This is a genomic window from Bacillus sp. PPSBB_2 (assembly GCF_045291115.1).
GTDB lineage: Bacteria > Bacillota > Bacilli > Bacillales > Bacillaceae_G > Bacillus_A > Bacillus_A cereus.
On record NZ_CP147983.1, the window covers coordinates 1,368,751 to 1,393,856 of the forward strand.

A 25,106-nucleotide genomic window follows, 5' to 3' on the forward strand; every position below is an offset into this window, starting at 1 on the left:
GGGTTTCAATTAATATTTGAGTGGAACTTAATGCTAATTTTTTATGCTTAACAGTATACATATATCATCGTTTATTAAAGTCATAATTGATAAACCTTGTCCAGGGGACGCTCTTCCTGCTGAGCTACAGAATCTTCAAAAGGGAAAGTATAAGCGATTATGCTAGTAATGGAGGGATAATGATAAGAAGAAAATTCAGTAAAAAGTAGTTTTTGAATGTAGCTGTTATATTATTTCCGGTATTTATCTAAAGGATTTTCATCGCTTAAATCAACAATTAAAGGGCATAAAAATAACAGTGGTAAAGCGGCGTTAGCTTGATGAAAAGTATCATTAGACATATATTGCCTCCCAAAACAATACGGACAATCTTTTTCAAATGTCACGAGTATTGACCATACATCTTTTACTTTCCACTTCGTTTTACAATACGTACAACGCGCCATTGAGTTCCTCCTCAGTTTAAGGTGTTTTCTAATATATTCTACTTTATTGTACGAAAGTCATTTGAATTTGATGTGGTAAAATGCAAAACAAGCCTAACCTCGTTCTACATTCAGGGAGGGGTTAAGCTTGTTTTAATTCCGTTCAATGTCTCTTTGTATCAGGCTGTTTATACATTGCCTAGATAGCTTCGTGTTAAATTCGGGAGAATAATTTTTCCATCTTTACTGTATTTTTCGAATAGCTCTGATAGGAGAAAAATAAAGTTTTTATACTGTTCGTCATTTTCTTTCGGAGCATAAGATGCTGATAAATTCCTTCCCAAAAACCCTTCATAATCAAAAAGTAAATCATTTTGATATTCTTTAAAATCATACTTTCCATCTTTAAAAAAGTTGTTAAATACTTCTGGAGTTTCATCTATTCCACCGCTAAAGCCTTTAAAGTTTGGACAGGTTTTCTGGCAAATTTCTGCATTCTCTTTAATAAGTGGACTAGTTAAATCTCTACTATTCCAAACAAGTGCAACATTTGCTTTTTGTTTTAAAATTCGTTGGCATTCGATTTTGAAAGCCTCTTTATCAAACCAATGAAATGCTTGGGCAACAGTTACTAAATCTACACTATTTTCTTTTAAAGTGGTATTTTCAGCAGTTGCTTTTATGGATTGAAAACGAGAATATAGTTTTAATGATTGCTCAGCCATCTTTCTCATATCATCATTTGGCTCAACTCCAATAACATGTAAACCACTTTCAAGCAGCTGGTGGCTAAATATCCCCGTACCTGAACCAATATCAGCCACAATCCGATTCCCTTTCAGTTGGTTAGCTGAAAGCAAGTAATCAATATATTCATTAGGATAACTAGGGCGATATTTTGCATATATATCGGCCCTGTCAGTAAAATTTTCTGTTGTTTTCACAGTACTACCTTCTTTCTTACGATATGATGTACAGAAATAGAAATTAAATATGAATTCAGGCATCAGTCTTTAAGTCTACAACTTAAGAATCCAGCTAAATAGAGGGCCTCAGTTTCTTTATTCAAATATCCTTTATCCGTTTAGTATACTATTTTAGATAATATCTTCCAAAAGACTAGAATGGCTTACTCAATTATGTTTTAAAGTGTATATTTTTATGGATTTATTTAATAATTTATGAGCGATTGTATGTCGTATTACGTTTACGTAGGTAAGAGATTTTCATTTTTGCTATTTAAATTGGCCAATATATCCTTTTTACAATTTACTGAAAATCATGTATAACAGAGATACATGATTATTTTATCTCGCTATTTGCGGGCAGTAAGATCCCTTACCTCGAAATTCAGCAAAAGTAAAGAAGTTAGGTTCGGGTCGGAATGCCCGTAAAAGTCCGATTCGTGAGGGTTGATGAAAGTTTCACTTTATAAATATTCAGAAGTAGAGGGAGAAAAGTTGTAATGGTAAGAAAAACGTTCAAGATGCGCGTGTCTAAAAATAGAACGATTTCGATTAATGGATCGATTCTTGATGTGGATGTTACACATGATGAATTTTTACAAGAGTTTGTTGAGTGGGTCGATTCTAAAGGTTGGTCGTTTATGGGAATAACAGATGAGATTACGCCCGAGGAAGCTAGTCAAAAGTTAATAGATTCGTTGATTGATGAGAAGGATAAGAAAGAGTAATTCCTTCTTATTTTTATTGTATATTTATGTTCTTTATCGTAAAAGTATGATATAGTAAAAAATAGTGAAATTTCTTCCAATATAATACAAATTACATATGATTGGTAGATTTATTATTTTGTTAAGGAGTAAATGGAAAAGGGAGAGTCATATGGTAAATTTTAAGAAAATTTTGGTTTTTATTACAGTTATTTGTTCGTTTTTTTTGACGCCCATAACATTGCGTGCTGAGACGAATATTGGAGTAAATCCAGAACAAGTTGCACCACCACCTGCGGAAGGACCGAATGTTTTTAGTCAGTTTGCAACGACAATTGATGCGAAAACAGGAGATGTTTTGTATGATAAAAACGCATATCACCGAGCATATCCTGCTAGTACGACGAAGGTGTTAACAGCGATTTTACTCATGGAGCATACAAAGCCAGAGGATCAATTTACATTTTCACAATTAGCATTAGATCAAGAGAAGAGTAATTATCAAATTGAGTTTCAACCTGGAGAGACAATTAATAGAAATACTGCGCTTATGATTTTAATGGTGCTGAGTGCGAATGATGTGTCGTATGCGATTGCGGAGCGGATTGGCGGGAGTGTTGAGAATTTCGCTAATATGATGAATGAGAAAGCGAAGCAATTAGGAGCGAAAGATAGCCACTTTGTAACACCGAATGGATTGCATGATCCGAACCATTATACGACGCCGTATGATATGGCTATGATTACGAAGGGTGTGCAAAAGTATCCTGAAATTTTACAAGCGATGAATACGAAAAGAACGACAGTTACGACGTCTAGGCAGACGGTGTCTATTTTTAATAAATCTAATTTTTTTGAAAATCCATATAGCATTGGCGGTAAGACAGGGTTTACGAATGAAGCACGTAATACACTTGTTTTATTAAATGAGAAAGATGGAAATCGTATTATAAGCGTAGTAATGGCTTCTCAAAGACCTGAAATTTATGAAGATTTGAAGCAGATGGCGGAATATTCTTTCGGTCAATTTACGAAGCAAATGGTGCTTGATAAACATAATTGGCATCAAAAAACAACATATTTAAATAAAGATGTTAATTCTGAGTTGGAACAAAGTGCGGAGCTTATGCTTAAGAAAGATGAAGGGAAAAATGTGAAAACTATTTTCCGGGCGGCTTCATTAGATAAAGAATCTTTATATCATAAAGGAATACATCGTGGTGAGGTAGTTGGTGCAGTTGATATTACGAAAAATAATCAAACAATTGCGACGGTAAATGTTCTTTCAACAGAAGATGTCACTTTTACGATGCCTAAAAAAGATACAACTATGCCTGAAGTAAAAGACTCAAATGTGAAAGTAATAAGTGTTGGGATGGGTGCGATTATATTATTTGGAGCAATTTTATATGTAGTGTTGCGCCGAAATACAAAAGGAATGAAATCAGAAGGTAAATAAATTACTAATAAAAAGACTGTGTAAAATTTTGGCACAGTCTTTTTTATATATCTTAAATAACTAATAATTGTAAATTTTCTTATTGCAATAACTTAAAGTTCGTTATATCATTTACTTGTGTTCTTGTTAAAGAACAAAGTGGATATTGCATACTTCAAATAATATAAAACAACGGAGAGGGAGAGAGACGATGAAATTAATATGGAAGATAATTAGCAACGCGATCTCATTTGTTTTATTTGCATTGATGTTTTTTTTAGCTTTTGTAGTTATTTCTTCAAAAGCAAGCGGTGGTGATCCGACAGTGATGGGATATCAATTTAAGAGCGTTCTTTCAGGATCAATGGAGCCGACGTTTTTAACAGGATCAATCATTGCAATAGAACCAAACAAAGATGGTTCTAAATATCAAAAAGGTGATGTTATTACCTTTAAAGAGAAAGATCAAAAAATTATCACTCACCGTATTATCGGTGTGAAAGATACAAATGGAAAAGTAATGTATGAAACAAAAGGGGATAACAACAATGGACCAGATTTAGAGCCAGTACTTGCAGAAAATGTAGTTGGAAAGTATGCAGATATTACAGTTCCGTATGTTGGTTATTTACTGAATTATGCGAATTCAAAAGCGGGAGCAGCATTGCTTCTTATTATTCCAGGAGTCTTTTTGCTTGGTTATTCCGCTATTTCTATTTTTGGTGCTATTCGTAGCATTGACGGAGAAAAGAAAGATAAAAAAGTAGAACAATCCGTCTAGTTCGTTTGGTTATACTTTCCGTTTAGGAAGTTAACAAATATATATTAAGGGGATATGGACATGACTTTAAAGAAAAAATTAGGAATGGGTATTACATCAGCAGTATTAGGAGCAGCTTTAGTTGGTGGAGGAACATTTGCATTTTTCAGTGATAAAGAAGTGTCAAACAATACATTTGCGGCTGGAACACTGGATTTAGCATTAAATCCATCAACAGTTGTTAACGTATCGAATTTAAAACCTGGGGATACAATTGAAAAAGAATTTAAACTAGAAAATAAAGGTTCTTTAGATATTAAAAAGGTTCTACTGAAAACAGATTATAATGTAGAAGATGTAAAGAAAGATAATAAAGATGATTTTGGTAAACATATTAAAGTAACATTCTTAAAAAATGTAGATAAGCATGAGACAATTGTGAAACAAACTACTTTAGATAAATTAAAAGGTGACACACTTACAGCTGTAGATAATGATTTATCGGCTTGGTTCTGGGATGAAAAAGGTATTTCAGCAGGTAAATCTGATAAATTCAAAGTGAAATTTGAGTTCGTTGATAATGGAAAAGATCAAAATCAATTCCAAGGCGATAAGTTACAATTAAATTGGACGTTTGATGCACAACAAACAGCAGGTGAAGAAAGATAATAATAAAAAGGGCTATCACATGGATAGCCCTTTTTCTATTTTTCTAGTATTTGTCTATCAATTTTAATAGTTCTTTACTATAATATAGATAATGTTCTGTATAAAGAACGTAATGTTCGATGGGAGAGATTAAGATGCTGAAAAGACCGCGTAATTTTAAAAAGATGCTTATATTGCCGTGTATGTGTTCTATTACGTTTTATTTAGGATCTCAAATTATGACGCATACAGAAGCGGCGTTCATTCATGAAACGAAAGTAGAAGCGACGCTTTCTACAGCAATTATATTTCCGAAAACAGTTAATACGTTAAAAGAGCAATCTGAGAAACATAAACAGTTTATTGAGCGTGAGTATGGAACGATGAAGGGGAAATCGAAAGCAACTTCTATTGAAGAAATAAAACAGGCGATTTCTGTATGGCAACAAGGGCGTGAGAAAATTGTTGCTGAGAAGGAAGCTCTGCAAAATGTATATACTGAAATAGAAGCTCCTTACAATCAAATACAAGAAGAATTAAAGGTAAATAAAGATGAGTCGATGCAGCAAGTGTCCATATATGTAAATGAAGGCTTTCGCAGTATCAAAGAGAAGCGTGACTATATTGAGAAAGAAATTAGCTTGAAAGCTATTGATGAGCAAATTCAGGCTCTTCAGCAACAATTAAACGTTGCAATTGAAGCGGAAGGACAAAAGAAAGTAGAAGAACAAAAGAAAGCCGAAGAACAAAAGAAAGTAGAAGAACAAAAGAAAGTAGAAGAACAAAAGAAAGCCGAAGAACAGAAGAAAGTAGAAGAACAGAAGAAAGTAGAAGAACAGAAGAAAGTAGAAGAACAGAAGAAAGTAGAAGAACAGAAAAAAGTAGAAGAGCAAAAGAAAGCGGAAGAACAGAAAAAGCTAGAAGAGCAGAAGAAAGCGGAGGAACTGCTTTAGTGAAACAGCTAGAAAACAAGAATGTGGTGTAAGAGAGAGTGAACGAATAAGCAAGACTAGTAATATTTATACGAGTGTGAGGGAACGTTAGCCCTCACCTCTTTGTTTTTCTTTTTTCTTATAGTATTAAATGATTTGAGTGTGAAAAAAGTTATAAATTATCATCATTTTTTCTGAAAAGTCTAAATAATATTGAGAAATAAAAATAACTGAAAATATTAATAAATATGTGTTGTGTTTATATAGGGTTGTTCGTTATAATGAACATAAGGTTTTTAAAAAAGAACACATATTAGCTAAGCTAATATAGTTTTCTTTACATCTCTTATTGAAAAATAAGTGATAAAAATATAAAAAAAAGCTAGGGGGAATTGATTGTGAGTCTGAAAAAGAAATTAGGTATGGGAGTTGCATCAGCAGCATTGGGGTTAGCTTTAATTGGTGGAGGAACATTTGCATTCTTTAGCGATAAAGAAGTATCAAACAATACATTTGCAGCTGGGACGTTAGACCTTACATTAAACCCTAAGACGCTTGTAGATATTAAAGATTTAAAACCAGGGGATTCTGTTAAGAAAGAGTTCTTATTACAAAACAGCGGTTCGTTAACTATTAAAGATGTTAAATTAGCAACAAAGTATACTGTTAAAGATGCAAAAGGTGATAATGCTGGTGAAGACTTTGGTAAGCACGTTAAAGTAAAATTCCTTTGGAACTGGGATAAACAAAGTGAGCCTGTATACGAAACAACTTTAGCAGACTTACAAAAAGTTGATCCAGATCTTTTAGCTAAAGACATTTTTGCTCCTGAGTGGGGAGAAAAGGGTGGATTAGCAGCTGGTACAGAGGATTATCTATGGGTACAATTTGAATTTGTAGATAATGGAAAAGATCAAAATATCTTCCAAGGTGATACATTGAATTTAGAATGGACATTCAATGCTAACCAAGAAGCTGGGGAAGAAAAATAATAAAAAAGCGGGTATCCCCCGCTTTTTTTATAAAGAAAAAGAAGTGCTACTTGTAAGCACTTCTTTCTATTTATTATTTTGCTTCCACTTTGTAAATTCAAGAAATTCACGAAATTGTTCTTTGGAGACACCAGAGTTCATTGCATCTTTAACGAGTTGTGTCCATTCGGAGTCTAGGTTAGTTTCCTTTGTTGTTTCATCATGAAGTAAAGTATCAACTGGAATTTGTAGAACTGCTGCGATCTTTTCAAGAAACTGAATGGAAGGGTTTTTTTGTAAATTTCGTTCTATAGAACTAATGTAAGATTTAGCAACGCCAGCTTTTTCGGCAAGTTCAGTTAATGAAATCCCTTTTTGTAAACGAAGGCGTTTTATACGTTCTCCAATCATATTTGCGCACCTTTCTATCAATATGTAGTTGTCTTATGATGTCATTATTATAACATAAACTTCGTTAAAAAGAACAAACCTATTGAGCCTGACTGGATGGCTTCATACGTTGGAAAAATTGCTCGATGTCTTGCATGGCGATACCAGCATCTAGAGCTTCAAGTATTAAATCAATCCATTCTTGATCCAGTGCGTCTGTCTTATCTTTGTACAAATGTAATTCCTCCCTAATTATCGGTCATAATTGCTGCTACAGAATACATGATAATGCAATTGGATTTTGTGTTTTATATAGTGAATTATCAAATATTGTGTAGATGAAACAAAGATAAAATCCCCATTAAACTCCCTCTATGGAAATTATAAATTGTTCGATAAAAACTTTCAATATTTTCAGAAAACATTGTTGAATTGTGATATATTCGTATGCTAACTATGAAATTTTTACAAATATATTAAAAATATTACATAATATGACTAAATATTGAAAAAATATTGAATTTTTAATAAAATTCAATTTGTAATACATATTATTTATTAGGGGAGGAAATAAGGGATGAACAAGAAACCGTTCAAAGTTTTGTCATCAATCGCTTTAACAGCTGTATTAGGCCTTTCATTCGGGGCTGGCACTCAATCTGCATATGCTGAAACGCCTGCGAATAAAACGGCTACGAGCCCAGTTGATGATCACTTAATTCCGGAAGAACGTTTAGCAGATGCGCTAAAAAAACGTGGGGTAATTGATTCGTCAGCTTCAGAGAAAGAAACAAAGAAAGCTGTCGAAAAGTATGTAGAGAACAAAAAGGGTGAAAATCCTGGGAAAGAAGTACCAAATGGGGATCAACTTACGAAAGAAGCATCTGATTTTTTAAAGAAAGTGAAAGATGCGAAAGCAGACACGAAAGAAAAATTAGATAACCCTGCAACAGGAACACCTGCAGCGACAGGCCCAGTTAAAGGCGGTCTAAATGGTAAAGTACCAACTTCTCCAGCGAAACAAAAAGACTATAACGGTGAAGTTCGTAAAGATAAAGTACTCGTTTTACTTGTAGAGTACGCTGACTTTAAACATAATAATATCGACAAAGAGCCTGGATATATGTATTCTAACGATTTTAATAAAGAACATTATGAAAAAATGTTATTCGGCAACGAGCCGTTTACATTAGATGATGGAAGTAAAATTGAAACGTTTAAACAATATTACGAAGAGCAATCTGGTGGTAGTTACACAGTGGACGGAACAGTTACAAAATGGTTAACAGTTCCTGGTAAAGCTGCTGATTACGGTGCAGATGCTGCTAGCGGCGGTCATGATAATAAAGGACCAAAAGGCCCACGTGATTTAGTAAAAGATGCATTAAAAGCAGCTGTAGATAGCGGTCTTGATCTATCAGAGTTTGATCAATTTGATCAATATGATGTAAATGGTGATGGAAATAAAAATCAACCGGATGGTTTAATTGATCACTTAATGATTATTCATGCAGGTGTTGGACAAGAAGCAGGTGGGGGTAAATTAGGTGATGATGCAATTTGGTCACATCGCTGGACAGTTGGACCAAAACCATTCGCAATTGAAGGTACACAAGCGAAAGTTCCATATTGGGGTGGAAAGATGGCAGCGTTCGACTACACAATTGAACCAGAAGATGGAGCAGTTGGTGTATTCGCGCATGAATATGGTCATGATTTAGGTTTACCAGATGAGTATGATACACAATATAGCGGTGCTGGTGAGCCAATTCAAGCTTGGTCTATCATGAGTGGCGGAAGCTGGGCTGGTAAAATTGCAGGTACAACACCAACGAGCTTATCACCACAAAATAAAGAGTTTTTCCAAAAAACAATCGGTGGTAACTGGGCAAATATCGTAGAAGTAGATTACGAGAAATTAAATAAAGGTATCGGCCTAGCAACATATTTAGACCAAAGTGTTACGAAATCTAACCGTCCAGGTATGATTCGTGTTAACTTACCAGACAAAGATATAAAAACAATTGAACCGGCATTCGGAAAACAGTATTACTACAGCACAAAAGGTGATGATCTTCATACGAAGATGGAAACACCACTGTTCGATTTAACAAATGCAACGACTGCAAAATTTGACTTCAAATCATTATATGAAATTGAAGCAGAGTATGATTTCCTTGAAGTACACGCTGTAACGGAAGATGGTCAACAAACGTTAATTGAAAGACTTGGTGAGAAAGCAAATAGTGGAAATGCAGATTCGACAAATGGAAAATGGATTGACAAATCATATGATTTAAGCCAGTTCAAAGGTAAGAAAGTAAAATTAACATTTGATTACATTACTGATGGTGGTTTAGCATTAAATGGTTTCTTACTTGATAATGCTTCATTAACAGTAGATGATAAAGTAGTATTCTCTGATGACGCAGAAGGTACGCCACAATTCAAATTAGATGGTTTTGCTGTTTCTAACGGAACAGAGAAGAAAAGCCATAACTACTATGTTGAGTGGAGAAACTATGCTGGTTCAGATAACGCGTTAAAATTTGCACGTGGTCCAGTATATAACGCTGGTATGGTCGTATGGTATGCAGATTCAGCTTATACAGATAACTGGGTTGGTGTACATCCAGGACACGGTTTCCTAGGTGTAGTTGATTCTCATCCAGAAGCAATTGTAGGAACTTTAAATGGTAAACCGACAGTGGAAAGTAGTACACGATTCCAAATCGCAGATGCGGCGTTCTCATTTGATAAAACGCCAGCTTGGAAAGTCGTATCTCCAACGCGTGGAACGTATACGTATGATGGTTTAGCAGGTGTACCGAAGTTTGATGATTCTAAAACGTATATTAATCAACAGATTCCAGATGCAGGACGTATTTTACCGAAGCTTGGTCTGAAGTTTGAAGTAGTAGGACAAGCTGATGATAATTCTGCAGGTGCTGTTCGTTTATATCGTTAATACTGTAAAACTACCGAGAGATTTTCTTTCGGTAGTTTTTTTGTGAGCAATGAATTTTATATAGCTGAAAAAGTCATATATAATGTAACCTTAAGAATAGAAATTTGTTATATATGAAGTCTATATAAATAATGAAAGAATTGGATAAAAATAGTGGGAGAAGGTGAGTGAATGAGTATTTCCTCTATTGTAAGTAGGCAAAAGGAATATTTTTTAAAAGGGCATACGAGAAGCATCGAAATGCGAAAGAATAATTTGAAGAAGCTTTATGAAGGCATTCAGCATTTTGAAGAAGAAATATTTCAGGCATTGAAATTAGATTTAAATAAGTCAGTTCACGAGTCGTTTACAACGGAAGTTGGATATGTATTAAAAGAAATTTCCTTTCAATTGAAACATATTTCATCGTGGAGTAAACCGAAACGAGTTCGAACAGCACTTACTCATTTGGGATCAAAAGGAAAAGTAGTGCCAGAACCGTATGGTGTGACGCTTATTATTGCACCGTGGAACTATCCTTTTCAATTAGCAATTGCACCACTTGTAGGAGCACTGGCAGCTGGAAATACAATCGTTTTAAAGCCGTCAGAGTTAACACCAAGCGTTTCAAAAGTGCTTAAGAGAATGTTAGATGAATTATTCCCAGAAGAGCTTGTAGCGGTAGTAGAAGGTGGCGTTGAAGAGAGTACATCTTTGCTGAGGGAACCGTTTGATTATATTTTCTTTACTGGTAGTGTTGGCGTTGGAAAAGTTGTAATGGAAGCAGCAGCGAAGCAGTTGACGCCGCTCACTTTAGAACTTGGCGGGAAAAGTCCTTGTATTGTACATAAAGATGCAAAGATAGAGATGACAGCAAGAAGAATTGTTTGGGGTAAGTTTTTAAATGCGGGGCAGACGTGTGTAGCGCCTGATTATATGTATGTGCATTCTTCCGTGAAAGAAAAGCTAATTGAGGCACTGCGACATGAAATTATAGAGCAGTATAGTAAAGAACCTTTGCAAAATGAAAATTATGTGCGTATTGTAAGTGAGCGCCATTTCGAACGATTATGTGGATTTTTACAAGATGGTCAAGTCGTAATTGGTGGAAACTATAAGAAAGATACATTACATATTGAACCGACAGTACTAGCGGATATTACATGGAAAGATACTGTTATGGAAGATGAAATTTTTGGTCCGATTTTACCAATCATAGAGTACGACAACATAGAAGATGTAATTGGCAAAATCCAGCAACATCCGAAGCCGTTAGCGTTATATGTATTTTCTGAAGATAAAGAAGTACAAAAGAAAGTGACGAGTAATATTTCATATGGTGGAGGCTGTATTAATGATGTTGTCTATCATCTTGCCACGCCATATTTACCTTTTGGGGGTGTTGGAAGTAGTGGATTAGGGGGTTATCATGGGAAAGAAAGTTTTCGGACTTTTTCACATTATAAAAGCATTTTAGCCCAATCTACAGCATTCGACATGAAAATTCGTTACTCTTCTACAAAAAGTGCTTTAAAATTCATACGAAAGTTGTTAAAATGATGATGGTGTTTATCAGTAGGCGTAGCCGTATGATAATAGCCCCTTCGCAATGGAAGGGGTTTTTCTGTTCGACGTTATGTATCATGCGAAAATGAATCAAACATACTACATAAAGAATAGAAACGAACGCTTGTTAAATAACCATTTTTGTTTGGATCGAAACAAAAAATAGTCTATAGAACATAAATATTTATTCATGAATATAAAAATTTAAAATTTAAGGTAGATAGGACGGGAAAATGAAAAAGATTATTAAAGTTGAAGCAGTTGAAAAACATTTTGGAAATCAAGTGATTATCCCACCTCTTTCTTTAGATATTAAAGAGGGAGAGTTTTTAACAATTTTAGGGCCGAGTGGCTGCGGGAAAACGACTTTACTTCGTATGATCGCAGGATTTGAAACGCCAACTAAAGGGAATCTTTTATTAGATGATGAAAGAATTAACGATTTGCCGCCATATAAGCGTCATATGAACCTAGTGTTCCAACATTACGCACTATTCCCACATATGACAGTAGAGAAGAATATTTGTTTTGGTATGAAAATGCAGAAAGTATCAGCAGCAGAGCAGAAAGAGCGTGCTGAAGAGGCAATGCGTTTAACGCAGTTACTTGAGTTCCGTAATCGTAAACCTGCGAAGCTTTCTGGTGGACAACAGCAGCGTGTTGCAATTGCAAGAGCGATTGTAAATAATCCGCGTGTATTACTATTAGATGAGCCACTTGGAGCGCTTGACTTTAAGTTACGAAAAGACTTGCAACGTGAATTGAAAAACTTACAACGTAATTTAGGAATTACGTTCATATACGTAACGCACGATCAAGAAGAAGCAATGAGCATGAGCGATCGTATTGTCGTTATGAATAAAGGACATATCGAACAAATCGGAACGCCGAAAGAAATTTATAATAAGCCGAAAACATTGTTCGTTGCGACATTCATCGGTGAAAATAATATTGTGAAGAACGGGGAAGGCTATGTAGCAATTCGCCCTGAAAATGTAAAAGTACGTTCGGTTGAAGAACCAATTTTAAAAGAATACCATCTTGGACATATTGAAGATATTGAGTTTGTCGGAAATATGGAGAAGCTTTATGTACGTGATGAGAAAACATCAGAATTACTAATGGCATATCAAACTGCTGAAGAGGCAGCGCAGTGGAGCATTGGAGATAATGTATATGTAGGCTGGGAGCAAGAGGACGAGGTGACCTTAAATTGAAAAAAGGGAAATTACTCGCACTACCTACAGTCGCGTGGCTGTTAATTTTCTTCCTAATCCCGCTCGTATTCGTATTAGGATTCGCCTTCATGCAGCGCGGAGCTTACGGGACAGTAGAAATGCAATTTACGCTGGAGAATATATCCCGTGTATTTGATCCATTGTACTTAGGAACGTTATGGGAAACTGTTAAGATCGCAGTTATTACAACAGTAATATGTTTATTAATTGGTTATCCGTTTGCGTATACAATTACAATTGTTGACCGCAAATACCGCTCTATTCTTTTATTATTGGCAACGATCCCGTTTTGGATTAACTTTCTTGTTCGTTCATACGCATGGATTGTTATTTTACGTTCACAAGGTCTTGTGAATACGTTGTTATTAAAGCTTGGCATTATTAGTGAACCGTTAAATTTATTATATAATACTCCTTCTGTAATACTCGGAATGGTCTATTCTTTATTACCATTTATGATTTTACCAGTGTATGCAGCAATTGAGCAGCTGGATAAGCGTAAGCTAGAAGCGGCTTATGATTTAGGAGCAACACCAATAAAGGCATTTTGGAATATAACAGTGCCGATGACGATGTCAGGAATTGCGACTGGTTCTATTTTAGTATTCGTTTCTTCTATCGGAATGTTTGTTGTATCAGACGTGATGGGCGGATCGAAAGTAGCATTAATCGGAAACGTTATTCAAAATCAATTCTTAGGTGCACGTGACTGGCCGTTTGGATCTGCGTTATCGATTATCGTTGTTCTATTCTCTGTTCTGTTAATTTACTTATATTATCGTGCAACGAAAGTATATAAATATAATGAGAACGGAGGGGAATAGGCAAAGATGAAGAAGTTTTTAGTTTCTTATTCTTGGTTAATTTTGTTATTCTTGTATTTTCCAATGATGGTTTTAATGGTCTATTCTTTCAACGACTCTCGCATTAATGCGGAGTGGGAAGGTTTTACATTCCATTGGTATACAGATTTATTTCAAAAACAAGATGTTATTGATGCATTTGTAAATAGTATTACGATTGCAGTTATAACAACGATTGTGACAACGGTACTTGGTGTATTCTTTGCAATTGCTTTACATCGTTATAAATATCGTTTCGAAGGGGCTATTAATGGCCTTGTATATTTACCAATTTTAATTCCTGATATTTTAATGGGGTTATCTTTACTAATTCTTTTCAGTCAGTTAGGAATGGAACTTGGACAAACAACGATTATTATTGCACATATTACATTTAGTATTTCGTTTGTTGTTGTTATTTTAGCTGCGCGTCTTTCAAGTATGGGACGTGACTTAGAAGAAGCTGCAAATGATCTAGGAGCAACACCTTGGCAAACGTTTCGTTATGTAACGTTCCCAGCAATTGCACCGGGAGTTATTTCGGCAGCATTATTAACATTCACATTATCAATTGATGATTTTGTAATTAGTTTCTTCGTATCAGGACCAGGATCAACAACATTGCCACTATACATTTACAGTATGGTTAAGCGCGGAGTATCACCAGAAATTAATGCTCTTTCTACAATTTTAATTGTTGCTATCGTAGGATTAATGGTTCTATCTGAAATCTTCCGGAACAAAGGTGCAGATGGTGAAGAAAACTCTGGAGGACACCTTCCTTTATAATACGAACGATATAGAAAGTACAAGGGGGTAATAAACCGATGAAATTAATGAAAAGAATAGCTGGCGCAGCAATTAGCTTTAGCCTTGTTGCGGGTGTGCTTGCTGGTTGTGGTGAAAAGAAAGAAGAATTAAATATTTATAGTTGGGCTGACAATTTTGATGAGCAAGTGCTAAAAGATTTTGAAAAGAAGTATAATGTGAAAATTAACTATGACAAGTACGCAAGTAATGAAGAAATGCTTGCGAAATTACAAGCTGGTGGCGCAAAGTATGACTTAATTCAGCCGTCGGATTACATGGTTAAAACAATGGCGAAAATGGACTTATTAGCGCCGTTAGATAAAAAGAATATCCCGAATATCGAAAATATGGTTTCTAATTTTAAAACACCTGCGTTTGATCCAGAGAATAAATATTCTTTAGTGTACACTTGGGGTGTAACAGGGATTGCATACAATAAAAAGTATGTGAAAGAAGCACCTACAAGCTGGGCGGACTTATGGAATGAGAAATATAAAGGACATGTAACGTTACTGAACGATTCTCGTGAAGTATTAGGAGTGGGTCTTAAGAAGCACGGGTTCTCAAACAGTACGAAAGACGATGCACAATTAAAGACAGCAGCAGATGATTTAAAGAAGCTGCTTCCAAACTTATTAGCATTTGATACAGATAACATTAAACAAAAATTCATTACAGAAGATGCTTGGATCGGAACAGTTTGGTCTGGAGATGCAGCATTTATCGCAAAAGATAATAAAGATGTAGAATATGTTGTACCAAAAGAAGGCGGCACAATTTGGGCTGATACGTTAGCAATTCCAAAAGGTGCAAAACATAAAGAGCTTGCTGAGAAATTTATGAACTACTTACTAGATGAAAAAGTAAGTGTGAAAAACTACGAGTCAATTGGTTACAGTAATCCAAATGAAAAAGCTCATCCTCTTCATAGTAAAGAATACCGTGATAATCACATGATTTTCTTAACGAAAGAAGAGTTAGATCGTACAGAATGGCTTGTTGATGTAGACGATAAGTTAAAAGACTATGATCGTTACTGGACAGAGCTAAAAACAAAAGGTAAATAAGCAAGGAAATGCGGTTTCTAAAGTAGAAATCGCATTTTTTCATAGTAGGAGGAAATCGTTTGAAGAAGAAGTTACATCAGTATGAGGTAATGTGTATCGGTTTGTTATTTGCTGTATTTGGTATTGTTGCTTGGCGCGTACATGCAGGTGGCGTTACAGTGATGGATACATATGTCCGTGGATTAGTAAGAGGGCTACAAACGGAAAGTTCGCTTACATTTTTCTCGTACTTTACAAAATTGGGATCAGCAATTGGGATAGTCGCTACGCTCGTTATAAGTTTGCTTGTTTTTTGGAAGAAGCGTTATTATGCTGCGATGATTGTATATCCAATGGGAATTTTAATAACACATCTTGTGAATAAAGGGATAAAAGAGATTGTAAAGAGAGAACGTCCGTCATTAAATGAAGCGCTAGATGCACTTGGGTATAGTTTTCCTAGTGGACATGCAATGTTATCGATTATGACATTTGGATTTCTTACTTATATCATTGCTGCTAATTTGAAAAGCGTAGCTGGGAAATGTGTCACAACGATTTTGATGGGTATAGTAATTCTATCGATTGGATTAAGTAGAGTCATTTTAAATGTACATTACCCAACTGATATTTTAGCTGGTTACTGCGTAGGTGGTATTTTGTTAATTATCGCGATTTACTACCATCGTTTACTTACTGAGAGATTAGGGCTTAATAAAGAGAGATAGAAAAACGTCTGGAAAAACTATTATTATAGTTTTTCCAGACGTTTTTGTTTATATCAAGATGTGATACAGTATAAGTGACAATTGAATTATGTAAAGTAGGTGAAAATGTGTGAAGACAAATGTACATAAAGTTGATAAGTGGGGGAAGTTAGGAGCCTTTTTGTATCAGTTTCGTTATACAGTAATTGTAGCGTTACTGTTGCTCGCAATCGCACTTGGGATTTTTGCTCCAAAGCTACCGGGAGTATTAGGTGGTGACGGTTTCCAAACGGAAGGCGACTATCAAAAAACGAAAGAAATTTTAGATAAAGATTTTAAGAAGTCTCAAGATACGCTGCTGCTCGTTTTTGAGAAAAATAAAGATGCTTCGCATGAGGAATTTAAAAAGCGAATAAATGAAATTGTAAAGAATGTTCAAGAGAAAGAGAACTATGAATCTTTCCATCACCCAATCCAAAATAAAGAAATGCTACAAGATGACATCGGCTATGCGACAATTTTATTTTCCGGGAAAACAAATAAGGAACGAATGGAAAAGACATTACAATTTGCTGATGAGATTGAGAAAGAAAGTAATATAGCATTAAAAGTAACACCTACAGGGTTTCCGAAAATTAATAAAGAGATTAATGAAAGAACGCAAAATGATTTAAAAGTAGCAGAGATGATTGGATTACCAATTGCGTTTCTTGTATTACTATTTTCGTTTGGTAGTCTTTTGGCATCAATTTTACCGATTTTGAATGGGGCGCTTAGTGTTATTAGTACGATGGGTATATTGTATTTCATCGGTGTTGATAAAGAACTATCTATTTTCGTGTTAAACGTTGCACCGATGATTGGACTTGCATTATCTATTGATTTTGCGCTATTATTTGTGAACCGTTTTCGAGAGGAAGTTGCTAAACGAACGGTAAAAGAAGCGATAGCAATTACATATCAAACGGCAGGACGTGCGATTGTATTTTCAGGATTATGCGTATTTGTTGGGTTATCCGGTTTGTTTTTCTTTAAGATAGATTATATTCAATCTGTCGCGATTAGCGGAATGATTGTTGTCATTATGAGTATTTTATTCTCACTCACACTTCTTCCAGCACTATTATCGTTAATCGGTAAAAGAATATTAAAAAAGAATCAAGTAGCACATACGCCGGCAAAAGCATGGCGTAAATTTGCACAATTTGTGATGAAACATCCAATTGCAATGATTATTGTTGTTACAACATTTATTGTTATTTGCTTATTACCGTTACGTACAGCTAATTTGCAGTTCCCTGGTGTTGAAGCTTTACCTGAAAAGAGTGATACAAGGATTGCATATGAAAAGTATGAAGGAGCATTTAATGAAACTGTCAAAACACACGCTGATGTTACATTAGTTGTAGAGACGAAAAAAGATATGAAAGAAAAAGAAAGTCTACAAAAGATAGAAGAAGTCGTTCAAAAGTTAAAAGATGATAAGAAAGTACATGAAGTAAGAAGTTTATACGACGGGTTAACTGGAATGAAAGCAGATCAAGTTGTTGGAATGTTGCAGTCGCCAGAATCAGCGAAACTAACTCCTGTATTTGAAGCATACACGCAAGGGAATAAGACGACGATAGAAATCTTTTTGAAAACAAAACCACGTACAGAGACTGCAAAACAGTGGGTACGTGACTTTAAAAAGAACTATAAAGAAACGGATGTTACGTATTATCTAGGCGGAATGACGACGTTTCAACAAGAATTAGAAGATGAAATTAAAGATAAAGTTGTAATTGGTATGTCTGTTATATTTGGATCGACCTTTGTTATATTATTATTTGCATTCCGATCTATACTCATTCCAATTAAGGCAATTGTTATGAATATACTTAGTTTAAGTGCAACCATTGGAATTGTTGTTTGGTTATTTGAAGGTGGTCATTTCGGTTTAGAAGCAAGTCCGGTTCTGTTTGTCTTACCAATCTTCATTTTTGGCCTCGTATTTGGGCTTAGTATGGATTATGAAGTATTTCTTATTTCACGTATTCATGAGCTCTATGAAGAAACAGGAGATAACGATCAAGCAACGTTAGAAGGGCTCGTTTCAACAAGTAGAATTATTACATCAGCTGCTTTAATAATGATTGTTGTAACTGGTGCATTCGCATTTACTGATATTTTACCAGTAAAGCAGATGGGTCTTGGCGTTGCATTAGCAATATTTCTTGATGCAACAATTATTCGTCTTATGCTCGTACCAAGCTTAATGAAGTTATTTGGAGACTGGAACTGGTGGTTACCATTTCGAAAAAAAAGAGAAAAAGCATCATAAAAAATGCTCATCAATATGATGAGCATTTTTTATGAATAGCAAAGCCTACATTTTGCAAATAGTATGTGATAAGAACATTACATAATAAGTAGGTGAAGGCAATGTTTCGTTATTTTAAGTTTAAGTTAAATGATACAGTACAGTTTGCCGAGAACGATGGGCATATGTATCGCATTGTCGGTTATCGGTTAGAAAAAGGGTTTTATCCAAAAGATGAATGGACTCATATCATTTATGAACTACTTAGAGAATTTGACGGGTATACGATGGATGCAGAAGAGGAAGAACTTGTAAAGGTCGTTCAAGTAGAGGATGAGTATTACAAAATACAAGAAGTATCAGGTTATCGCTATCCAGTAAAAATGAAACAAAAACAACAAGTGATGAAAATAGAAAAGATGGACGATTTATTAGATGCTTACAATGATTATAAAAGGTTGGCGGATTTCTTTAAAGATTTATCGTATGAACAAAAAGCTGAAGAAGTATTGTTAGAAATGAAAAGACTTAGAGCTTGAGGGGCAGTCTATTATAAGACTGTCCTCTATTTTTGACGGTGCATCAAAGTGTGTTTTCCGTTACAATGAGAGAATCAATAGAAATAAGGTGATAAACAGTATGGAAACAAAGAAAAAGGGTGAATGGTGTGAAATTACCGTTCCAGCTAAATGGAATGGTATAAGTATTGAATCGGTATTAAAAGTAGAATGGGAAATACCGAAAAAGCTATTACATCAGCTTCGTATGGAAAAAGGTGTTACGGTTAACGGGGAACAAAGAAGATGGAATGAGCTTTTAAAAGAGAACGATAAGTTACAAGTCCATATGTTTGCGGAGGAAGAGTACGGTGTAGATCCAGAATATGGTGAATTACATGTAGTATACGAAGATGATCACGTACTTATCGTAAATAAACCAGAGCAAATGGACACGCACCCTGCTGAAAAAGGTGGAACCGGGACGCTTGCAAATCTTGTTGCTTTTCATTTTCAAATGCAAGGTTTAGAGACGAAGGTGCGTCATATTCATCGTTTAGATAAAGATACGACAGGTGGTGTCGTGTTTGCTAAGCATAGAATTGCTGGTTCAATTATGGATCGCTTATTAATGGAAAGAAAAATTAAAAGAACGTACGCAGCGCTCGTTGAAGGGAAAGTAAAGAAGAAAAAAGGAAAGATTGATGCTGCTATCGGAAGGGATCGCCATCATGCTACAAGGCGTCGTATTTCTCCAAAAGGTGACCAAGCTATCACATATTATAAAGTAGAAAAGTATTTTAAGAAGCAAAACACGACTTTCGTAACGTTACAATTAGAAACGGGTAGAACACATCAAATTCGTGTTCATATGAGTCATAATGGTAATCCATTAGTTGGGGATGTATTATATGGTGGACAAACAAAATATATGTCCAGTCAGGCATTGCATGCGATGAAGATAAATTTCTTGCATCCAATTACGAAAGAAGCGATTGAAGTTGATGTGCCGTTTCCTACAAAGTTAAATAATAAAATAAAAGAATTTCAAAAAGAAAATGCGTAAAGTATAAGTTTTAACTTGAAAAAAGTAGATTTTTGCAGGGATTTCTCTAAAAGAAGCGAAGCCGTTAAGAGAAAAGAGAGGTGAGAATCACTTGATTAAATATAAGTATGTACTGGGAATATTTTTCGCTTGTCTTTTACTTACTCTATTTCTCTATCCCTATTTACCAAATCGTATGGCAGTACATTGGAATGTAAATGGTCAGCCAAACGAGTTTATGAGTAAACAAGTCGTTGTAGCATTTATTCCCTGTTTTATTATTTTTTCATATGGATTTTTGTATATTATTTCACATAATATATTTAAGTTTAATGAAAGAGAGCATGGTATTATAGGCGGATTTATAAAGAAAATTACGTTATTTATGTTGTTTATTCATACGCTTATCCTCTTTATTAATTTTGGGGATTTGATATCCTTTCAAACAGGATTAACGATTGGGATTAGTATGTTTCTTTTTATGCTGAGTAAAGAATTTAAGAAAATAAAAGGCAAAGAAAAAGAAAAAGATCCAATTAAATTACAAAAAATTTGTTTAGTGAGTAGACGGATTTTTCAAGTGATGGCATGTGGCATATTGTTTTCATTGTTTTTGAACTTAGAGTGGGGATTTTATGTATTGCTTAGTGTAATAAGCTGTGGATCTATGTTGTTTATGTTATATATTTTCTATTCATACATAATAGAAAGCTATGAAACTTAAAAAAGAGTCTTCTCATTATGAGAAGACTCTTTTAATCTATTTACTTCGTAATAAATTGTTGTGTCCAGTAGTTGCCGCTTTCTACATAACCAACACCGATGTGAGTGAAGCCGTTATTTAAGATGTTTGCACGGTGTCCAGCGCTGTTCATCCAAGCTTGTACTACTTCTTCAGGTGTACGTTGACCTTGAGCGATGTTTTCACCTGCAGATGTATAAGAAATACCAAATTTCTTCATCATGTCAAACGGAGACCCGTATGTAGGGCTGTTATGATCAAAGTAGTTGTTTTTTTGCATATCTTCAGACTTAATACGTGCTACTTTGCTTAATTCAGTATCGATTTTTAGTGCTGGTAAGCCTTGTTTTGCACGCTCAGCGTTTGTTAATTCAACAACACGTTGTTCAAACTCGCTTAAAGATTTTGCTTCTTCAGCAGGCTTTTGCTCAGCTGGTTTTTGCTCAGCTGGTTTTTGAGTATTGTTGTTTTCAGCAGGCTTTTGAGCTTCTGGTTTTTGAACTTCTTCAGCAGGCTTTTGCTCGGCAGGTTTTTGCTCAACTGGCTTTTGAGTTTCTGGCTTAGCTGTTGGTTGCTCAGTTACAACATTTTCAGTAGGTTGTTGACCAGGAATGAAGCAGTTTGGTTGGAAGTTTCCTTGTTGCCATTGTGCTAATGATTCAACTCCCATAGATTGTAAGAATGCTTGTAATTCTTGTTGGCTCATTTGTTTCATCATTACTTTTGAATACTGAATATTTTGAACCTTTACGTTAGATGGTTGTACTGTTGCAGCTTGTGCATCTAGAGAAGATACTCCTAAAGTAAGAGCTGTTGCAGCAGCTACAGATAATAAAACACGCTTTTTCATGATGTGTGTCCCCCTATATAAAGTTTTAATTTGTTTTCACACGATTTGTTTTTGACAGCCTGTCTGACTGACAAATTCATCGTAGCATACAATTTGCGAGAAAAAAGATGGAAAAAAATTCATAGACTTTAAAATTACCTAATTTATCCTAAGAGAAGAAGGGGGTAAAAATAAGAGAAATATAGAGTATAAAAGGAATTTATAGTGTTTTTATACTTGGTTTTAAGAGGGGATTTTTGGATAAAGTTACCTAAATAGAAAATGAAGAATCCTATTGTATCAATGGTTTGAACGATTTTTCGAGGAATATAATGGATTGATTTTTACAAAACTGTAATGTTTCTGTTGTTCTTTTTTATAATAAAGTAACATATTTTTAATGTTGTAGCAGACAAAAAAGCGGCTATCTCTTTACATAGACGAAGGAGATAGCCGTTTTCCTATTATTACGTATGTTACGAGTTATTACGAGTTAGTTTCAATTGCTTCTAATAATAAATCCACAATGTGAATTCCTCTCATTTTATGAGAAAGCCCTTCTCGCTCAATGCCCAATTTCATTTGTAATAAACAACCTGGATTTGCAGTAACAATGGTTGCTGCTTCTGTTTCATGCACACGGTCCATTTTGTAATCTAGAAATTCCATTGATAACTCTGAATGAACAATATTGTAAATACCAGCAGAGCCACAGCAGCGGTCGGCATCTTTCATTTCTCGATATGTTGCACCTTGGATAGCCTCTAGTAACATACGAGGTTCAGAAGATGTGCGCATAACATTGCGTAAATGACAAGAGTCTTGATACGTAATAACCTGCGGCGTGAGTCGTAAGTCAGTTCGCTTATGGAAGTCTAGTTCTACTAGTATAGCAGTAATATCTTTAATTTTAGAAACAAACTGCTTAGCACGTTCAGCCCAATCCGGATCATCCTTTAAAAGATAATCATAGTCTACAAGATAAGCCCCGCAACCACCTGCATTCGTAATAATATAGTCGATGTTTAAATTTTCGAATGCTTTTATATTTCGCTTTGCTAATTCTTTTGCTCCACTCTTTTCACCAGCATGTCCATGCAATGCACCGCAGCAACTTTGTGTTTTCGGAATAACGATATCACAACCAGCTAATTGAAGAAGTTTCATCGTTGCATTATTTGTTTCTAAAAACATCGTATCCATTAAGCAGCCTGTAAAGAATGCAACTTGTTTTTTCTTTGTACTTTCTGCAGGTAAAAATGAAGGACGATCTTTCATCGCTTTCATTTTAGGGACTTTTGGTAAAACGAGATCCATCGTTGCAAGGGTTTCAGGGAATAACTTCATAATCCCTGTTTTATGTGTTAGCGTTTGTAAACCAGAACGTTGATAAAATCCGATTAGTCCAGTTAATGTTCTCATTCGATTTTGATGGGGGAATAATCCTTCAAAAACGACTTTTCGAACAGCTTTCACTGGCACTGAGAATTTTTTATTTTGATTAATAATATCACGAGCTTCTTCTAATAAATGTCCATAATTTACACCAGATGGACAAACAGGCTCACAAGCACGGCAACCAAGACAAACGTTTAATGTATTTTCAACATCTTCATCTGGTTCGATTAAACCATCAACGACTGCTTTCATTAATGCAATACGTCCGCGCGGTGAATGTGACTCTTTATATCCGGATTGAATGTAGGTAGGACAAGTAGGTAAACAAAAACCGCATCGCATACAGTTTAGTAATTCATCTTCACTTAATCGTTCTTTAAATTCTTTTTGAATATTTTCTTTATTTAATGTGGTCATCGCTCAACCACCACTCTTTTTCGAGTGTCTTTCGCGAACATTTTTCCAGGATTCATAATGTTATTTGGATCGAAAGCTTGCTTTATTCCTTGCATAGCTGCAATACCTTCTTTACCTAATTTCATTTCTAAATATGGAGCTTTCATTGCACCAACACCATGTTCACCAGTAATTGTGCCACCAAGTTCAATTGCTTTCGCAAATATTTCAGCAAAAGCTTGCTCAGCTCGGTGCATCTCTTCTGCATTACGAGCGTCTGTCATACAAGTTGGATGTAAATTACCATCACCAGCATGTCCAAACGTACAAATAGGAATATTATATTTTTTTGCAATGGCATTAATAGCTTCAACCATCGGAGCGATTTGTGAACGTGGTACAGTCGCATCTTCTAATATTGTAGTAGGTTTTAATCGTGCGAGCGCTGATAGAGCACTACGGCGAGCGGTACGAAGCGCATCTGCTTCTGTTTCACCTTTTGCAACGCGAACATCAACCGCATTCATAGAGTGACAAACGTTAGCCATTTTTTCAATATCTCGATTGACTACTTCGGGCGGACCGTCTTGTTCGATTAATAAAATTGCTTTTACATCTGTAGGTAAACCGATTTGTGCAAACGCTTCTACTACTTCAATTGTCGGTTGGTCTAAAAACTCCAGTGTTGCTGGAATGATTTTATTTGCAATAATAGAAGAAACAGCACGTGCAGCTTCATTAATATCTTCATATAGTGCAAGCATTGTTTTCTTTGTTTCAGGCATAGGAACAAGTTTTAATATAGCTTCTGTTACCACGCCAAGTGTTCCTTCAGAACCGATAAATAAACGAGTTAAATCGTAACCAGCTACATCTTTTGCTAATTTACCACCAGTGCGAATAATATCGCCATTTGGTAAGACAAGTTCAAGCCCCATTACATAATCACGTGTTACGCCATATTTCAAACCGCGTAATCCACCTGAGTTTTCATTAATATTACCGCCGATTGTAGAAATTTTCATCGAGCTTGGATCTGGTGGATAAAATAAACCTTTTTCTTCTACCGCTTTAATAATATCAAGTGTAATGACACCAGCTTGTACAGTAATTGTTAAGTTTTCTTCATCAATTTCTAAAATATTGTTCATATGGCGGAAAATAAGGACGATACCGCCTTCAAGTGGACATGTTCCTGCGCAAAGGTTTGTTCCAGACCCGCGCACATACACAGGGATTTTGTGAGTGTTACATACTTTTAACACTTCAGCTACTTCATTTGTATTACGAGGAGCAATGACTGCATCAGGCATTGCTTGGAAGTTTGGAGTGGCATCATAACTATAAGTTAAACGCCCCATATTGGATGTATCTACATTATCTTCGCCAACAATAGATACGAATGAATGAATAATTTGTTTTTCTAACATTGGAAATCCCCCTCAAACTGTTAACGTGTTTAGTTATAATAAACAACGTGGTAACAGTGCTTTCATTATAATGAT

General features: G+C 35.2%; 24 protein-coding genes. 17 read left to right on the top strand and 7 right to left on the bottom strand.

From position 1 onward, the window contains the following. Window positions 1-230 precede the first annotated feature (230 nt). Together V6946_RS06815 and V6946_RS06820 are read right to left on the bottom strand one after the other, a co-directional pair. Window positions 231-446, bottom strand: coding sequence for a hypothetical protein (locus V6946_RS06815; protein ID WP_000090222.1), 216 nt, complete (start codon window positions 444-446; stop codon window positions 231-233). Window positions 447-613: 167 nt separating this feature from the next. Further along, window positions 614-1,369: a class I SAM-dependent methyltransferase gene (locus V6946_RS06820; RefSeq protein WP_000858661.1), complete on the bottom strand. Its 756-nt coding sequence runs from the start codon at window positions 1,367-1,369 to the stop codon at window positions 614-616. 521 nt (window positions 1,370-1,890) lie between these two features. Here V6946_RS06820 and V6946_RS06825 point away from each other — a divergent pair. The 6 genes from V6946_RS06825 to calY all read left to right on the top strand — a co-directional run bounded on the left by V6946_RS06825 (window position 1,891) and on the right by calY (window position 6,867). Then, a complete protein-coding gene (locus V6946_RS06825; protein ID WP_000251856.1) occupies window positions 1,891-2,118 on the top strand; it encodes a hypothetical protein in 228 nt (75 codons plus the stop codon). A 151-nt stretch (window positions 2,119-2,269) separates the two neighbouring features. Next, the gene (locus V6946_RS06830) at window positions 2,270-3,556 is read left to right on the top strand and encodes a D-alanyl-D-alanine carboxypeptidase family protein (RefSeq protein WP_366981410.1); all 1,287 of its coding nucleotides are present in this window, start codon (window positions 2,270-2,272) and stop codon (window positions 3,554-3,556) included. Between the two features lie 190 nt (window positions 3,557-3,746). Next, window positions 3,747-4,316, top strand: coding sequence for a signal peptidase I SipW (gene sipW, locus V6946_RS06835; protein WP_366981412.1), 570 nt, complete (start codon window positions 3,747-3,749; stop codon window positions 4,314-4,316). 60 nt (window positions 4,317-4,376) lie between these two features. Further along, window positions 4,377-4,964, top strand: coding sequence for a CalY family protein (locus tag V6946_RS06840; RefSeq protein ID WP_000172852.1), 588 nt, complete (start codon window positions 4,377-4,379; stop codon window positions 4,962-4,964). A gap of 134 nt (window positions 4,965-5,098) precedes the next feature. After that, window positions 5,099-5,896 carry a DUF4047 domain-containing protein gene (locus V6946_RS06845; protein WP_406622274.1) on the top strand — a complete coding sequence of 266 codons (798 nt, stop codon included), beginning with the start codon at window positions 5,099-5,101 and terminating at the stop codon, window positions 5,894-5,896. Window positions 5,897-6,273: 377 nt separating this feature from the next. Beyond that, window positions 6,274-6,867 carry a biofilm matrix protein CalY gene (calY, locus tag V6946_RS06850; protein ID WP_000053714.1) on the top strand — a complete coding sequence of 198 codons (594 nt, stop codon included), beginning with the start codon at window positions 6,274-6,276 and terminating at the stop codon, window positions 6,865-6,867. A 66-nt stretch (window positions 6,868-6,933) separates the two neighbouring features. Here the strand turns inward: calY and V6946_RS06855 are convergent, their stop codons facing one another. Continuing rightward, window positions 6,934-7,257 carry a helix-turn-helix domain-containing protein gene (locus V6946_RS06855; protein ID WP_000578884.1) on the bottom strand — a complete coding sequence of 108 codons (324 nt, stop codon included), beginning with the start codon at window positions 7,255-7,257 and terminating at the stop codon, window positions 6,934-6,936. A gap of 79 nt (window positions 7,258-7,336) precedes the next feature. After that, window positions 7,337-7,471 (bottom strand): anti-repressor SinI family protein, encoded by a 135-nt coding sequence (locus tag V6946_RS06860; protein WP_000276219.1) that lies wholly within the window; start codon window positions 7,469-7,471, stop codon window positions 7,337-7,339. A 342-nt stretch (window positions 7,472-7,813) separates the two neighbouring features. Between V6946_RS06860 and inhA1 the strand changes: the two genes are divergently transcribed. The 11 genes from inhA1 (at window position 7,814) to V6946_RS06915 (ending at window position 20,960) form a co-directional block, all read left to right on the top strand. Next, complete coding sequence (gene inhA1 / locus V6946_RS06865; RefSeq protein WP_001035937.1) at window positions 7,814-10,204, top strand: M6 family metalloprotease immune inhibitor InhA1; 2,391 nt, start codon at window positions 7,814-7,816, stop codon at window positions 10,202-10,204. 171 nt (window positions 10,205-10,375) lie between these two features. Next, on the top strand, window positions 10,376-11,743 hold the full coding sequence (locus tag V6946_RS06870; protein ID WP_006917685.1) for an aldehyde dehydrogenase: 1,368 nt from the start codon (window positions 10,376-10,378) through the stop codon (window positions 11,741-11,743). A gap of 239 nt (window positions 11,744-11,982) precedes the next feature. Then, window positions 11,983-12,966, top strand: coding sequence for a spermidine/putrescine ABC transporter ATP-binding protein PotA (gene potA / locus V6946_RS06875; RefSeq protein ID WP_000720333.1), 984 nt, complete (start codon window positions 11,983-11,985; stop codon window positions 12,964-12,966). Then, a complete protein-coding gene (gene potB / locus V6946_RS06880) occupies window positions 12,963-13,811 on the top strand; it encodes a spermidine/putrescine ABC transporter permease PotB (protein ID WP_000715500.1) in 849 nt (282 codons plus the stop codon). The genes potA and potB overlap by 4 nt, the downstream gene beginning before the upstream one ends. 6 nt (window positions 13,812-13,817) lie before the next feature. Further along, window positions 13,818-14,618, top strand: coding sequence for a spermidine/putrescine ABC transporter permease PotC (gene potC / locus V6946_RS06885; protein WP_000714192.1), 801 nt, complete (start codon window positions 13,818-13,820; stop codon window positions 14,616-14,618). A gap of 38 nt (window positions 14,619-14,656) precedes the next feature. Next, the gene (potD, locus tag V6946_RS06890) at window positions 14,657-15,706 is read left to right on the top strand and encodes a spermidine/putrescine ABC transporter substrate-binding protein PotD (protein WP_000772485.1); all 1,050 of its coding nucleotides are present in this window, start codon (window positions 14,657-14,659) and stop codon (window positions 15,704-15,706) included. Between the two features lie 59 nt (window positions 15,707-15,765). Continuing rightward, window positions 15,766-16,413 (top strand): phosphatase PAP2 family protein, encoded by a 648-nt coding sequence (locus V6946_RS06895; protein ID WP_000727792.1) that lies wholly within the window; start codon window positions 15,766-15,768, stop codon window positions 16,411-16,413. Between the two features lie 109 nt (window positions 16,414-16,522). Continuing rightward, window positions 16,523-18,715 (top strand): MMPL family transporter, encoded by a 2,193-nt coding sequence (locus V6946_RS06900; RefSeq protein ID WP_006917699.1) that lies wholly within the window; start codon window positions 16,523-16,525, stop codon window positions 18,713-18,715. Between the two features lie 101 nt (window positions 18,716-18,816). Continuing rightward, on the top strand, window positions 18,817-19,233 hold the full coding sequence (locus V6946_RS06905; RefSeq protein WP_000490301.1) for a hypothetical protein: 417 nt from the start codon (window positions 18,817-18,819) through the stop codon (window positions 19,231-19,233). A 100-nt stretch (window positions 19,234-19,333) separates the two neighbouring features. Then, the gene (locus V6946_RS06910; RefSeq protein WP_000448349.1) at window positions 19,334-20,257 is read left to right on the top strand and encodes an RluA family pseudouridine synthase; all 924 of its coding nucleotides are present in this window, start codon (window positions 19,334-19,336) and stop codon (window positions 20,255-20,257) included. Window positions 20,258-20,348: 91 nt separating this feature from the next. Beyond that, entirely contained in the window at window positions 20,349-20,960 is a 612-nt protein-coding gene (locus tag V6946_RS06915; protein WP_006917704.1) for a DUF1648 domain-containing protein, read from the top strand. A gap of 40 nt (window positions 20,961-21,000) precedes the next feature. On the opposite strand, the gene V6946_RS06920 is transcribed toward V6946_RS06915, so the two are convergent. The 3 genes from V6946_RS06920 to glcD all read right to left on the bottom strand — a co-directional run bounded on the left by V6946_RS06920 (window position 21,001) and on the right by glcD (window position 25,031). Next, complete coding sequence (locus V6946_RS06920; protein ID WP_000747606.1) at window positions 21,001-21,828, bottom strand: CAP domain-containing protein; 828 nt, start codon at window positions 21,826-21,828, stop codon at window positions 21,001-21,003. 465 nt (window positions 21,829-22,293) lie between these two features. Next, window positions 22,294-23,622 (bottom strand): (Fe-S)-binding protein, encoded by a 1,329-nt coding sequence (locus tag V6946_RS06925; protein ID WP_006917711.1) that lies wholly within the window; start codon window positions 23,620-23,622, stop codon window positions 22,294-22,296. Then, complete coding sequence (gene glcD / locus V6946_RS06930; protein ID WP_000890752.1) at window positions 23,619-25,031, bottom strand: glycolate oxidase subunit GlcD; 1,413 nt, start codon at window positions 25,029-25,031, stop codon at window positions 23,619-23,621. The genes V6946_RS06925 and glcD overlap by 4 nt, the downstream gene beginning before the upstream one ends. Between the last annotated feature and the right edge of the window lie 75 nt (window positions 25,032-25,106).

What these genes read in the sequence shown, in the direction of transcription:
- glcD (WP_000890752.1), bottom strand. Translation starts at nt 25,031, where the DNA reads ATGTTAGAAAAACAAATTATTCATTCATTCGTATCTATTGTTGGCGAA.
- V6946_RS06855 (WP_000578884.1), bottom strand. Translation starts at nt 7,257, where the DNA reads ATGATTGGAGAACGTATAAAACGCCTTCGTTTACAAAAAGGGATTTCA.
- V6946_RS06870 (WP_006917685.1), top strand. Translation starts at nt 10,376, where the DNA reads ATGAGTATTTCCTCTATTGTAAGTAGGCAAAAGGAATATTTTTTAAAA.
- potC (WP_000714192.1), top strand. Translation starts at nt 13,818, where the DNA reads ATGAAGAAGTTTTTAGTTTCTTATTCTTGGTTAATTTTGTTATTCTTG.
- V6946_RS06905 (WP_000490301.1), top strand. Translation starts at nt 18,817, where the DNA reads ATGTTTCGTTATTTTAAGTTTAAGTTAAATGATACAGTACAGTTTGCC.
- V6946_RS06825 (WP_000251856.1), top strand. Translation starts at nt 1,891, where the DNA reads ATGGTAAGAAAAACGTTCAAGATGCGCGTGTCTAAAAATAGAACGATT.
- sipW (WP_366981412.1), top strand. Translation starts at nt 3,747, where the DNA reads ATGAAATTAATATGGAAGATAATTAGCAACGCGATCTCATTTGTTTTA.
- V6946_RS06920 (WP_000747606.1), bottom strand. Translation starts at nt 21,828, where the DNA reads ATGAAAAAGCGTGTTTTATTATCTGTAGCTGCTGCAACAGCTCTTACT.
- V6946_RS06845 (WP_406622274.1), top strand. Translation starts at nt 5,099, where the DNA reads ATGCTGAAAAGACCGCGTAATTTTAAAAAGATGCTTATATTGCCGTGT.
- V6946_RS06840 (WP_000172852.1), top strand. Translation starts at nt 4,377, where the DNA reads ATGACTTTAAAGAAAAAATTAGGAATGGGTATTACATCAGCAGTATTA.
- V6946_RS06830 (WP_366981410.1), top strand. Translation starts at nt 2,270, where the DNA reads ATGGTAAATTTTAAGAAAATTTTGGTTTTTATTACAGTTATTTGTTCG.
- potA (WP_000720333.1), top strand. Translation starts at nt 11,983, where the DNA reads ATGAAAAAGATTATTAAAGTTGAAGCAGTTGAAAAACATTTTGGAAAT.
- V6946_RS06925 (WP_006917711.1), bottom strand. Translation starts at nt 23,622, where the DNA reads ATGACCACATTAAATAAAGAAAATATTCAAAAAGAATTTAAAGAACGA.
- V6946_RS06815 (WP_000090222.1), bottom strand. Translation starts at nt 446, where the DNA reads ATGGCGCGTTGTACGTATTGTAAAACGAAGTGGAAAGTAAAAGATGTA.
- potD (WP_000772485.1), top strand. Translation starts at nt 14,657, where the DNA reads ATGAAATTAATGAAAAGAATAGCTGGCGCAGCAATTAGCTTTAGCCTT.
- V6946_RS06910 (WP_000448349.1), top strand. Translation starts at nt 19,334, where the DNA reads ATGGAAACAAAGAAAAAGGGTGAATGGTGTGAAATTACCGTTCCAGCT.
- inhA1 (WP_001035937.1), top strand. Translation starts at nt 7,814, where the DNA reads ATGAACAAGAAACCGTTCAAAGTTTTGTCATCAATCGCTTTAACAGCT.